The following is a 13,747-nucleotide window of genomic DNA, read 5'->3' as shown; positions in this document are numbered from 1 at the left end:
GGTAGTATGATTGAACTAACGTCTTACGCGCCTGCGGCAAGCGTTGCCCAGAACGCTTTTTCTTTGGCAAACAAACCACCTGCAAACCCCAGCTCTCTGTCACGCTCAAAATCCCCTGTTACAAACCGGTCTTTCACAAGATCCCATCCGTCACGAACCGTGCCGAGCTGCTCAGACAGCGACTCGTACAGCGTCCCGCTGATCAGTCCCTTCTCTTGCATGGAACGGAGCAGTGATGTGTTGGCGATATGTCTGTTGCAGATGATATTGACTCCGACAAGGCCATACGTCAGGTGAGCCTGCTTTTTCTCCGGTTCAGGATCTACGTTCCACATGCCCTCTATGGAAAATGTCCCAAGCTCCTTCACAAGCCGCTCTGCATTTCCAACCACTTCATCCAGCTTCAGCTCGTATGGCTGAATCGTCGGTTGCAGATTGTAGACGTAGTAGGCTGGCCCCAAATAATCGGGATTCACGTTATACTCTGCATTGCCATACGCCTTAAGCAGCCTCTCCTCCGGCACTTCATGCTCATCGTAGCCCGCAAGCGTATCGTCGATGACGTAGAAAGTGCCGCGTTCCTCGTCATATCCGTTAAACAGCGAATAATGATACCAATGAAACTTCTTCCATGCCATGCTGCCCGGAAGCCAATCATACAAATCGACGTTTACACTCAGATTGCGTCCGCCCCTCAGCATGTCCCTGATTTCCTCCAACATCGTGTCCTTGCTGCGGAAATGTCCCGGCTCAATAAAGCGAATGGCTTGCGACAAAGGGAACTGGGCCGGATTGTCCAAGTAATACAGCGTGTCAATCGTCGGATAGCGGAAGTCCTTGTCCGTTGCGGCCTCCCACGGATAATAACGGTAAATATTAAGGTAAGCCGCATCCCTGTAGCTTGGCTCCTCCGACACCGCAATCGAAAACGCCTGGTTCAGCATACAGTTCATCCAAAACTCGTTAAACGGTTTTCTTTTCATCGATAGCTTCATAGCTCGTCGCCTCCTTCAATTGGGATGTATCATTCAATCAAGTTGGTTTGCTGCGATAATTTGACTGATTTTACGGCTTGCACCGCCTTCTATCATCGCTTTCACGATGGAAATATAATCATCAACCAGAGCATGTGCCGACTCTTCCCGGAAAAGGCTTGTTGCATACTCCAATCCAAAACCAAGCTTGTTGTCCACATCCCCTGCTTCAAGCGTTAAATCAAATTTGCTGACGCCCGGATCAAATATCTTAGGTTCAAATTCTAATCCACCCGAGCGATAAGCAACCCGATCCATATTTTGCAAAATAAACATGGTATCAAATAACGGATTGCGGCTTCGATCCGATTCGATTCCCAGCTGTTGCACCAAATCCTCGAACGGATAATCCTGATGCTCCAATGCGCGCAGCACATCCTCATGCAGCTCGGACAGGTAGTCGCCGACCGTTCTGTACGTCTCCGGGAAGCTGCGAATCGCGACCGTATTGACGAACATCCCGATCAATCCTTCCAATTGCGCGTCATTGCGACCGGCGACCGGCGTACCCACAATAATCTCTTCCTGTCCGCTCCATTTAACGAGCAGCATCGTGAAGGCTCCCAGCAGCACCGTATACAGTGTCGTACCACGTTCGCTCGCGAAGGATCGAATTTGATTAGAGGTCTCCTCGGTAAGCTCAAAACGAACCAGACCGCCCTCGAATCGCTGCACTTCTGGCCTTGCCATATCTGTCTTAAGCGCAAGCGTTGGCAATTCACCATCAAATGCCTCCAGCCAATACCGCTCATGTCCCTTGTAAGTCTCGCTGCCGATTGTATCCTCTTGCCATACCGTGTAATCCCGGTATTGGATACTCAGTTCCGGCAATTCTCCGCCGCCGTACAAGGTTGTCAATTCCTTCAGCAGCACGCTGACGGATACGCCATCCGTAATAATATGATGAATGTCCAGCAGCAGCAGATGACGCTCTTCGCCTAGCGGTATCAATCCAGCCCTGAACAACGGAAGATTTCCCAGTTCAAACGGACGAATAAATCGCTCCATCAATTGACTCATTCCGTTATATAGCCCGTCGTCTCCGCCTTCCGAAAGCAGCTTGTTCGCGGCCATTCTAAGTCTCGCATTGCGCTCTAGCGTAAACACCGGCTCCGCGTGCACGCGCTGGCGGAACTCGTCATCCTCATGATGGAACGTTGTTCTCAGCGACTCATGACGTTTCATAATCGTCAGCAGAGCCTCCTCCAGACGCTCCACATTAACCTTGCCTTGCATATGAATAGCAAATGGCACATGATACATCTTTGCTTCGCCCGATATGAGCTCCATCATAAATTGACGGCGCTGCGCTCTGGACATCGGATAATAGTCGCGCTCCTGCTGCTTCGGGATACGTTCGGCTGCCTGTGTACCGCTGTTATCAAGCAGAGTCGCAAGTCCTTCAAGCGTGGGGTTCATGAAAATGTCACGCAGCGTCACCTGTATGCCGAATCGTTCGGCAATGCGGCCGACCATACTTGCCGCCTTCAAGGAATGGCCGCCAATCTCGAAGAAGCTGTCCTTGGCGCCAATGGCATCCGTCCCCAGCAGCTCCCGCCAAATGGTCGCCAGCTTGTGCTCCGTATCTGTCGTCAGCGGAGCAAGCTCACGCTTGCCTTCATCGGCCTGACCGGGCTGAGGCAGCGCCCTTCTGTCGATCTTGCCCGTAGGTGTGAGCGGAATCTCTCCCAGGAACATCATGAAACCCGGTATCATATACGCCGGAAGCTTGTCCCCGAGATAGTCGCGCAGCTTTCCGATTATTTGACTTGTACGATCATCCCCGTTCAATTCCACTTCCGCGCCCTGAGGCTCTTGCAGGATGATGTAGGCGCATAACGCATACTCGCCATCCTCCTCCTGGAAAGCCGTGACAACCGTTTCTTTCACTTGCTCGTGTCGCAGCAACAGCTGTTCGATCTCCCCGATTTCAATCCGGTGACCTCTGATTTTAACTTGAAAGTCGCGGCGGCCGGCATAGAGAAACTCGCCATTTTCAAGTCTTCGGCCAAGATCGCCCGTACGGTACATTTTTTCACCTTGCGCATATGGATTGGGCACAAAAGCGATATCCCATTCTGGATGGCTGAGATACCCTCGTCCGACACCCGCTCCGCCAATACAGATTTCACCAACAACGCCAGTCGGTTGCAGCTTAAGTCCCTCGTCAAGCACCATCATGACGGAGCCTTCAATTGGAGTTCCAATCGTAATGTCCTCGCCTGCGGTCACTTCCCGAATCGACGTCCAGACTGTTGTCTCCGTCGGACCGTATAGATTGAACAATCTGGCTCCGGTTGCAGCGCGCAGTCTGGTCAGCAAATCAGCCGTCAGCGGCTCCGCTCCGATCATCAACACGCTCAGTCCTTGCAAGGCATCGGTATCGCCCGTTTGATTCATCCACCATTTGAAGCGGGAAGGCGTAATTTGCAGCACATCTACCCCATGGGCAGCAATCAGTCCTTGAAGCAGGATAGCATCATTGCGTTCTTCTTCACTTGCCAATACGATTCGCATCCCCAGCGTAAGCGGAAGCATATTTTCTACAATGAAGATATCGAAGGATACCGATGCCATCGCCAGAATGGCTTGGCCTCGCGCAAGCGGAATTCGGTTCTTGAAGCCGCTTATAAAATGAGATAACCCTCGATGCTCGATCATTACACCTTTGGGGCGTCCGGTCGAGCCCGACGTATACAGCACATACGCCAAATCTCCCGGTTTATTGACCGGATCCGGGTTGCCCCTGTCAGCAGCGTATAGTTCCGGATCATCCAAATACCATTCCACTATCGCCTCAGTGACCCGTCCAGCATACGCTTTTTGAGTCAGCAACAGCGCCTCTCCACAATCCTCCAGCATCCAGTCGATTCTTTCCTTCGGATAAGCAGGATCAATAGCAACGTATGCGCCACCGGCCTTCAATACGCCCAAGATGCCTGCCAGCATAAGCGGACTGCGGTCTGCCATAAGCGCAACGATCCGTTCAGGTCCCACACCTTTTGCCCGAAGAGAGTGGGCAAGCCGATTCGCCCGTTCGTTCAGTTCAGCATAGGTTACCGTCTCTGCGCCGAATTGAATCGCTGGAGCGTCCGGCGTACGTGCGGCTTGGCGTTCCACTTGTTGCACGATACCGATCCATTCCGCCGTTGTTTGCCCTATCGCTCCGGTGCCGTTTCCTTGCCGTTCCGATATCCCCTCTTGCGCTTTATGTTCCATTCTGCCACCGCTCCTCTCTCTGTCCGCGCCCAGTACCGGTACGCTCCCTCCTGCTAACACCGCCAATAGTTGCTCGCGCTCGTCTGCACTTATCAACTCCAGCTCGCCAATCGTCCCATCCCGTTTTCCGCACATCTCCCTCACAAGAACAGCGTAGCTTTCCGCCATGCGGCGAGCGGTATCCTCATGGAACAAATCCGCAGCATACTCTAATTGGACCTCAATTTCTGCTTCCCTCTCCACCGCCTCCAACGTTAAGTCAAACTTGCTTGTCCCTGCCTCGAAAGGCATCTCCCGGAATAAGACTCCGTCTCCTTCCATGACGACTTGATCCATATTTTGCAAAATAAACATGACGTCGAACAACGGATGGCGGCTTCGATCGTTATCCAGCTTCAACTTCTCAACCAGTTCCTCAAAAGGATAAGCCTGACGCTGGAGGGACTGTACGACATGACCGTGCAGCTCGGTTACATAATCACGCACCGTCTTGTCATTAGCCGGTCGTGTTCGCAGCGCCAGCGTATTGACAAACATCCCGATTATGCCATGTGTATCCGCATGCTCCCTGCCCGCAGCGGGCGTACCGATAATGACTTCGGACTGACCGCTGTATCTCGCCAGCATAGCGGCAAAGGCACCCAGCAGAACCGTATACAGGGTCGTCCCTAATTCCCGCGCCAGCCCTCTCGCATTCGCAGTTGTTCCGGCATCCAGTCGGAACGAATACCGTTGGCCTCTATAACTTTGCATCGACGGCCTTGGATAGTCCGTTGGAAGCTCCAGCACGGGCAGCTTGCCTTCGAAGGTGTCCAGCCAATAGCCCTCATGCTCTTCATAGGCAGAATCCGCAAATCGGGCTTCTTGCCATACCGCATAGTCGCTGTACTGCACGCGCAGCTCTGGCAGCTCGCGGCCGGAGTATAGCTCCATCAACTCCTTCACCAATATGCCAGAGGACACACCATCCGTCACAATATGATGGATATCCAGAAGCAGCAAATGCTCCCCTTCCTGATCCAGCTTCATAAGGCCCCCCCGCATCAGCGGCAGCTGATCCAGCCGGAACGGAGACTTGAACGCTTCCATCAGCTCAGTCACTGGCATTTCGCTCGGCCTGTCATCTCCGTTTCGACCTTCCACGTACCACGCCGCTTGATGCAGCATCTCCAGTTCGAATGGATAAGGCTCATGCACCACTTGCCTAAACTGCTCATCCGTCAGATGGAAAGTCGTGCGCAGACTTTCGTGCCGGCTAATCAGCGAGGAGAAGGCGGCTTGGAGCCGATTCACATCAAGCTTGCCCTGCAGTCGAATGGCAAACGGAACATGATACATTGTGGCTTCTCCGGCCAGCAGTTGCATCATATATTGCCGGCCCTGAGCCCGCGACATCGGATACCATTCTTGAGGCTCCGCCTTCGGAATCGTTTGTATCGCCGCAATTGTGATATCCTGCTCCTTCAGCCATGCCGCCATATCCGCAATCGTCGTTTGATCGAACATGACGCTAAGCGGCACCTCGACTCCCATTGTCTGCTGAAGTTTCCCCGCAAGCACAGCAGCTTTCAGAGAGTGGCCGCCAAGCTCGAAGAAGTCGTCATAGATGCTATATGGTCCAGCCGAGTCCCCCAGCACTTCGCTCCATATCGCGGCAACCTGCTCCTCTGTCTCATCGCGAGGAAGCTCCAGCTCTATATGCTCCCGAACCCCAGCCTCCGGCTCCGGCAAAGCGCGCCGGTCTACCTTTCCATTCGGCGTAAGCGGTATCGCATCAATCGCTACGATATAAGCCGGAATCATCGCTTCCGGAAGCTTGTCCTTCAGCTTCCTTCTCCACTCTCGCGACGGTAGCTTGTCCGAAGCGACCACATACGCGCACAGCTCCTTCTCGCCGTTGTCGCGCATGCGGACGACAATGACCGCATCTTCAACTTCGGGAAGGGTGAGCAGCTGCGAGCGAATTTCGCCCATTTCAATCCGTACACCTCTGATTTTAATTTGTTGGTCAACCCGGTCTACATACATGGCGTTGCCATCCGGCAGCCACTTCGCAATATCCCCGGTACGGTACAGATGGCGTCCCTGCTGCTCCGGATGCGGCACGAATCGGCTGGCCGTCATGTCCGGCTTATTCATATAGCCATGGGCAAGGCCATTCCCGCCAATATACAGCTCTCCCGATACGCCGAAGGGAGCGAGCTGTCCGCCATAGCCGTAAATCAGAATTTCGACGTTATGCATCGGTCCCCCAATCGGCACATACCCGCCCCGATAAGCGCCCGGCTTATAGGCATACATATTGGAGCACACTGTTGCCTCCGTCGGGCCGTATCCGTTAATAATGCGAATGTTGGGATTCAGTCTCGTATAAAGCGCCAGCGTCTCGTCTTTGATCGGCTCTACGCCAACGAGCATTTTGTCCAGCTTAACGCCACCGGCTTCTTGCTCTAGCAATCGCGCTACCTCTTTTAATAGAGAGGGAGGAATATACGCGAACGTAATTTGTTCTTCCGCTATAACGGCAGCCATCTGGCGCGGATCGAGCAGCTTCGGCTCTGGATACAGCACCACGCAGGCCCCGAACATAAGCGGCATAAATAATTCCGCTACACTCACGTCAAACGAGATGTTCGTCAGACTCAAGGCTCTGTCCCCTGCGCCATATTGCCCTTCAAAAAACATCCGGAGCGAATGGCCGAAGTTGAAGAAACTGCGATGCGGCACTATAACGCCCTTCGGCTGACCGGTCGAGCCGGACGTATAGATCACATACATGGGATCATCCGCACTTGCCGCATCCTGCGTCAACGAGATCAAGACATGTTCATCGTTCGAAAACAATGCTTCATCCGCCAAGTCCAACACATGCAGCGTTGCAGGGACGCAAGCCTCCCCATCAGCACGAGAACCGTCCGTGAACGCAAGGACCGCTCCGCTGTCCGCAAGCATATAGCGGATGCGCTCCTCGGGATAATGAGGATCAACGGGCAAATAAGCGCCTCCCGCCTTCATGACGGCAAGCATCGCGGTGAACATCGGAATGGAGCGCTCCGCCATAATCCCGACCACGCTGCCTCGTCCGACACCTTTGGCTCGCAATGTGAGCGCCAACGCGTCCACACGTGCATCCAGCTCCCGATACGTCAAGGCATCGCCGCCGAAGGATACAGCCGGCAGGTCCGGTACAGTTGCCGCCTGCTCCTTGAACACCTCATGCAGAGGGCGCGGCGGCGGAAATTCCGCTTCGCGCTTTCCGACCGCAAGCAATTCCCGGCGCTCTTCCTCCGTCAGCATGACCGCCTCGCCAAGCTTGGCCTCAGGCTGGAGCGTCAAGCTGCGCAGCAGCTGCACATAATGCCTCATGAACCGATCGGCTGTAGCGCGGAGGAATAAATCAGTATTAAACTCCACGACTAGGCGCAGTCGATCCCCGTTTTCTACCGCTTGAATCATCAAATCATATTTGGCTGTACCATGCTCGAACCGCTTGTGGCGATAAGACAGCCCTTCCGATGAAGAATCCGGAATCCCTAAGTTTTGCATGATAAACATGGTGTCGAACAACGGACTGCGGCTGGCATCCCTTCTGTCGATCCATTGCGCCATTTCCTCAAAGGGATAGTCCGCATGCGTATAGGCGCCGGTCGCCATCTCTTTTACCTCATCCAGGAAATCCCGGAAACGTTTATTGACCTCCGGATATGCGCGCAGAACCAGCGTACCGGTGAACATGCCCGCTACCGCCTCCAGCTCGCGCCTCGACCGCCCTGCAATCGGCGTTCCTACGGCAATATCCTCAGCGCCCGTGTAGTGGGCGAGGAACGTGTAATACGCCGCCAGCAGCACCATAAACGGCGTTGCGCCCGACTGCGCGGCGAGGCTCCGCACTTCCGCCATGAGATCGGCATCGACGTAGAGCTCGAACGTTTCGCCTCGGTTGCCTTTCACAGGCGGACGAGGAAAGTCTGTCGGCAGCTCCAGCACCGGCCACTCTCCCTCGCATTGCTCCCGCCAATACCGCTCCGAAGCTTCCACCGGCGGCATTGCCTCCTGCCATACCGCATAATCCTTGTATTGCAACGTCAGAGGCGGCAATGTGCCACCTTGGTATAAAGTTATAAGTTCCGATAAAAGAATGCCCGCGGACATGCCGTCTGAAGCGATATGATGCATGTCCAGAAACAGCAAATGCCGCTCCGGCTGCAGTGTCAGCAATGCGGCGCGCAATAATGGTGTCGTATCAAGCCTGAATGGCTGATACAGACTTTGAAGCGCCTCGCCAGCCTCCAGCTCATTCACTTCCATACGGACTAACTGGAAAGGAATGCTGGCATGAACGCACTGTCTAATCTCTCCGTCTATCACATGGAACGTGGTCCGAAGCGTTTCATGCCGCTCCACAATCATTTGCAGAGCTGCCTCCAGCCGGTTCGCGTCCAGAGCTCCGTCCAATTCCAGCAATTCGGGCAAATTATAGCTTCGATCCTCCGGCATCGCCTGCTGCTGCAAATACATACGCTTTTGCGGCGAAGAAACCGGATAATGCTCTTGCTGGGGGGCTATCGGAATAGCTTCGATGAGGTGTCTTGAGACATAATCAGTCGCCTGCCTAGAGATATCCCCGTCTGTCAAAGCCGTCTCTTTTTCTTGTATTCGCTGCTCAACAATAGCCGTAAACGAAGGCAGCTCCGCATGGGCCAGCAAATCTACAACCTGCACGCGGACACCTGCAAGCTCGCTTATCCGGTTCACAATTTTAAGGGCGATGATCGAATCGCCGCCAAGGTCATAAAATCCTGCATCGGCAGGCATTTCAGCATAGCCAAGCAGGTCACCCCATACGTCTGCGACACGCTGCTCCCACTGGAGACCGGAGCCTTCCCCGGTTAATGCAACGCTCATGCCAAGCTTCGTGCGGTGCCCGTTCTCCGCCTCCAGCGCGGCTTGCCATCTGGCAAACGACTCCTCCATCTCTTGACGAAGCTGATGAGGCAGATCCTCTTTCAGCCACATTTTGCTCCACACAGCCGACGGCGTACGAAGCGCTGAGCCACTTTGGTCCTCTTCCACCCAGCAGCGATGAGGGTCAAACGGATAAGTCGGAAGCGGAATCCGGGAACAACGTTTCCCCTGATATACCTTCTTCCAGTCGATGGCTTGCCCGGCGACAAAACGCCGGCCGAGCTCCTCAGTTTCGATTTTCTGTTCCTCTTGTTGCTCGCGCAATTCTCCGGCGGTTGGAGAATCCAAAAGGCCGTAATAGACGTTTCGCAGCGCAAGCTCGGCTGATAATCCGCCTTCGGCCAAAGCGTCCAAAGCTTGGGCAAGCTCATCCCTGCTGCTGGCCGCGATGGCAAGCCGATAACGATACGCCCCCCGGCCTACAGCCAAGGTGTAGCAGACATTCGCCAGGCTCCACCCTTCATCGTCACCGCCTTGCCCTGCGATCCAATCCTGGTACAACAGTACAAGCCGCTCCAATGCTGTCTTGCTATGAGCCGACAGGCAGAACAGCTCCATTCCACTCGAAGCCGGAAGCGAAGCTTCATCAGTTGCAGCCTGACGAGTCCCAATCTTACCTATGCTGTTGCTGCCAGGCTGCCGCTGAACTGGCGCTTCCTCCAGGATGACATGACAGTTAGTTCCGCTCATGCCAAACGCGCTTACTCCGCATCTCCTTGCTTCCGCTTCCGTCTCCCACGGCATTAATTCGTCATTGACATAAACTGGAGAATCTACAAACGGAATTTTACGGTTAGGCGACCGGTAATGGAGCGTTGGAGGAATCTGTTTGTGAACAAGCGACAAAATTCCCTTGAGCAGACCGGCAATACCAGCGGCATGATCCAGATGGCCGATATTGGTTTTAAGCGAGCCAATTGCGCAAAATTGCTTCTTGTCAGTATATCTTCGGAAAGCGCGCGTAAGTCCGTCGATCTCAATGGGATCGCCAAGCGAGGTTCCCGTTCCGTGAGCCTCCATATACGTCACCGTCTCGGGATCAATCCCTGCGTCTTGCCACGCACGTACAATGACATCTTCCTGCGCCAGCGCATTCGGCGCGGTAATACCGACCGAGCTGCCGTCCTGGTTCATGGCGCTGCCCTTTATGACCGCATAGATGTGATCCCCATCCTCCAATGCGCGAGACAACGGCTTAAGCAGCAGCGCCACCACACCGTCGCCGATGCCTGTGCCGTCCGATGATTCATCGAATGTTTTGGCCCGGTTGTCGCTCGATTCGATGCCAAGGCGAATGCCTGTATCGATCGGCAGCACATTCAGCTTCACGCTGCCAGCAATCGCCGCCTCGCATTCGCCGCTGCGTATGGATTGGCAAGCGAGATGCACAGCCACCAGAGAGGAAGAGCAGGCTGTATCCACACTGATCGCCGGTCCCCGCAAATTAAGCAAATACGAGATTCGGCTAGCAATCATGGAGCTTAAATTGCCCGGAGCCGCCATCGATAAGGCGTCGGGGTTCAACGTTTCTATCAATCGTTTGTAATCATGAAGCGCATCCGCATTATGCCCGATAAAAACACCTGTGCGCGAGCCATGCAGCGAATCTCCGCCGTATCCCGCGTCTTCAAGCGCTTGCCAAGCTGTCTGCAAGAATAGCCGCTGCACAGGACTCATAAGGGATGCTTCCTTCGGTGAAAGTCGAAAAAAGGAGTAATCAAAGCCAGAAATATCGTCCAAATAGGCCCCGTCAAAAAAGGAGACAGAGCCGTATTGCGCCTCCATATGGCGCAAATACGGCTTCAGTTCCTTTTTACGGGATTCAGGGAATCCGCCTACAAGATCTTGCCCGCCCCGCAGAAGCTCCCAAAACGCCCCATGCGATTCTGCGCGCGGCAATTTGGCGGATATCCCGACAATAGCAATATCCTTGAGGGAAATATCGGAGATGGAACCTCCACTCCGCCCCTTCCGCCCGGATGTGTCATGATTCCTTTTTGCATCCAGCAGATCCAGTTGAAACATGGCGCTTCCCTCCTAGCTAGTTGTGGTACCGCTGATGGCCTGTCCCTTGTCCGTGATTTTATTAGATCGGCGCAGCAGCAAGCCCCCATGCGCGGCAATGCCGAGTCCGCTGATCAAGGCCAGTAAACCGAGCGTGCCGGCTTGCCAATCGCCCGACCATTTCAATAGGATATACAGGCTTCCTGTACTGAGAATATGTGCCGCAAGCGAGGCCCAAAGCGACTGTGACCCAGCGCGAACGATGCCGTATACGACAGCGCCTAACGCCGCGAATGCCCCTACTGTCACATTCATAAATACAGCCCCGAACAGTACGGCCTGAATCAGAATCGTCCATGTAATGGACAAGCGCTGCCTTAAGGTATGGAACATCATCCCACGGAATAGCCATTCCTCCAGCAAGGAGCCGAGCAGCAAACTGCCTAGCACAAAGATGATGAGCCTCCCTCCTGCTACAAAAGCGACCAAATCCGCAATCGCCGGGAAATGGACTTTAATCCAAGGCAAACGGGTGAACGTTGCGATAAACATGCCCAACCATATTCCCGTTCCGGCGGCTAGCCAGAACGAGCCGCGGCGCGGCGGAACAAAACCCAAATCCTTAAGCGTCATTTTTTGCCAACGCATTAACGGAAGATACACCGCCAGCACGATGATATTGGAGACAATAAGCACGATGCCGGAGTTGTTCACAATCCAGTCGTGAAGCTTGGGATCGCTGATCCAGTTGTACATCGCTTGATTGACCAGCATGACGATTGCCGCATAAATGACCAAATACATTACGGCCTTTGCCGCTATCAGGAGACCCTTCAAGCTGATGTCACCGCCTCGTCAGGCAACGAGGCGGCAACTCGCCCGCGATGTCTCACGGCGAAGAATAGACCAGCCGCGATCATGGCAGCTGCCACCGCCATCGCGACAGACAGAACGGCCACATTGTCCGACTCCGGACCGTAATGCCACAGCACGTATTGACTGCCTTGACAAGCGATCTGAGCGGCAATTGGCGCCCAAATGGACTTGAACCATACGTACAGCAAAGCGAAGATGACGGCTCCGAGGAAACCGTAGAGCGACAGCGGGATGTCCCCGAAGAAAAATAGCGCTCCATACATCACGCCTTGAATCCCGATCGCCAGCCAGATCGGAAATACACGACTGAACTCGCTCATCAAAATCCCTCTAAACAGCGTTTCCTTGTAGATATTGCCAAGAATGAGAAATGTAAAGAATACATACCATTCCGCGCGGTTCAGATAATCAAACAATTCACGAAACTTGTAATTGTCCGACGCGATAGCGGGAAGCTGGGAGAATGCGACGGTAAACAAACCGGCTCCAAGACCGATCCATAAGGCAATACCAACCGATCTCCGATCCATTACGCGAAATCGAGCCGCCTTGAATAGATTTCCTTTGAACAAAAAGCGCCAAGCCAGCACCATTAACGGCAAACCCACGATATCATTCAAAATAATGACAGTGACCGTGTTACGCTCAAACCATGGGTGTAACGGATAAATATAATCAAAAAACAGCGTCGTCACTGTAAAAAACCAAGCAAAATACAAACCGACAATAACAACTACACGAGACAGCATAATAGCCCAAGGCTTCATCCCGTTATACCCCTTTCCTTACCGGCGGCGCATTGGCCATCAGCGTGTGACCAGCGTGCCCGTCTCTGCCGCTGCCGGGGTTCCGCCATACGTAGATCGAGCCTCCCACCAGCGCAGCCAGGAACAATACTGTAAGGATATACAGCGCAACATCGCCCAGCTTGTCGTACCACTCGTAGAACCCAATATATTTGAACAAAAAGATCGTGCCCATGGCCGTATTTTGCACCAGAATAGGTGCCCACAAGGAGCCCGTGCGCAAGTACAACGCTCCATAAATAAGTCCTGATCCAATGCTGATGACCGAAAGGACCGCGCTAGGCTGAAAGTAGGCATATGCCCCAGCTTGCAGCACCAGGGCCACATAGAGCGGCATCACTCGGCGAAGCTCACCAAAGATAAGCCCCCTGAACAAGATTTCTTCGAAAGCGGGCGCTATTAGCCCCGCTCCAAGAATGACGTAAAGAATAGAGTCGCCTCTAATTAAGTCGTCTACCAGAAAAGGAATGGACGGAAATTGATTCGCAATATCGTCAATGACGATAAGACCGATGCTGAACAAGCTTCCGGCCAGACCTAAGCCAACCATCAGCAGAACACGTGAAGCGCTCAGCTTCTTAAAGCCCGACGCGCGAAACAGATTCCGCTCCGCATTCGGCCAGATCCAGGCTTTGATCCGAAAGATGAGCATGTACACCAGCGTAATAACTGTGAAGAGCACGGCCATAAACATAGCCGGGTTGCGATCCAGAAACTTGGCGAAGGACAATGTCACTTCGTAATTGTAAGTGGAGCGAAGCAGATAGAGCAGCGCATAGAAGACACCAAGATACAGCGCAATATTCCCTATCATCGTTAAGACTTTTTTCACAGGAAAGCTCC

5 protein-coding genes are annotated in these 13,747 nt (G+C 53.7%); all 5 read right to left on the bottom strand.

Features of this window, described 5'->3' with window-relative positions:
- Positions 1–23 precede the first annotated feature (23 nt).
- Genes DX130_RS03745 through DX130_RS03725 form a run of 5 tightly spaced genes read right to left on the bottom strand, consistent with a single transcriptional unit; the run spans position 24 to position 13,736 of the window.
- Positions 24–995, bottom strand: coding sequence for a cysteine peptidase family C39 domain-containing protein (locus DX130_RS03745; protein WP_116042945.1), 972 nt, complete (start codon positions 993–995; stop codon positions 24–26).
- A 33-nt stretch (positions 996–1,028) separates the two neighbouring features.
- Positions 1,029–11,243, bottom strand: coding sequence for a non-ribosomal peptide synthetase (locus DX130_RS03740; RefSeq protein ID WP_116042943.1), 10,215 nt, complete (start codon positions 11,241–11,243; stop codon positions 1,029–1,031).
- Between the two features lie 12 nt (positions 11,244–11,255).
- Positions 11,256–12,059 (bottom strand): CPBP family intramembrane glutamic endopeptidase, encoded by an 804-nt coding sequence (locus DX130_RS03735; protein WP_116042942.1) that lies wholly within the window; start codon positions 12,057–12,059, stop codon positions 11,256–11,258.
- Positions 12,056–12,865, bottom strand: a complete 810-nt coding sequence (locus tag DX130_RS03730; protein WP_116042940.1) for a CPBP family intramembrane glutamic endopeptidase — start codon at positions 12,863–12,865, stop codon at positions 12,056–12,058. The genes DX130_RS03735 and DX130_RS03730 overlap by 4 nt, the downstream gene beginning before the upstream one ends.
- Positions 12,866–12,869: 4 nt before the next feature.
- Positions 12,870–13,736 (bottom strand): CPBP family intramembrane glutamic endopeptidase, encoded by an 867-nt coding sequence (locus DX130_RS03725; RefSeq protein ID WP_116042938.1) that lies wholly within the window; start codon positions 13,734–13,736, stop codon positions 12,870–12,872.
- Positions 13,737–13,747: the final 11 nt, after the last annotated feature.

The organism is Paenibacillus paeoniae (genome assembly GCF_003388735.1).
In the GTDB taxonomy this organism is placed as follows: domain Bacteria; phylum Bacillota; class Bacilli; order Paenibacillales; family Paenibacillaceae; genus Pristimantibacillus; species Pristimantibacillus paeoniae.
Note: the sequence above shows the minus strand (reverse complement) of the source record. Positions and strands in the feature narration are given on the sequence as shown.

What these genes read in the sequence shown, in the direction of transcription:
- DX130_RS03745 (WP_116042945.1), bottom strand. Translation starts at nt 995, where the DNA reads ATGAAGCTATCGATGAAAAGAAAACCGTTTAACGAGTTTTGGATGAAC.
- DX130_RS03740 (WP_116042943.1), bottom strand. Translation starts at nt 11,243, where the DNA reads ATGTTTCAACTGGATCTGCTGGATGCAAAAAGGAATCATGACACATCC.
- DX130_RS03730 (WP_116042940.1), bottom strand. Translation starts at nt 12,865, where the DNA reads ATGAAGCCTTGGGCTATTATGCTGTCTCGTGTAGTTGTTATTGTCGGT.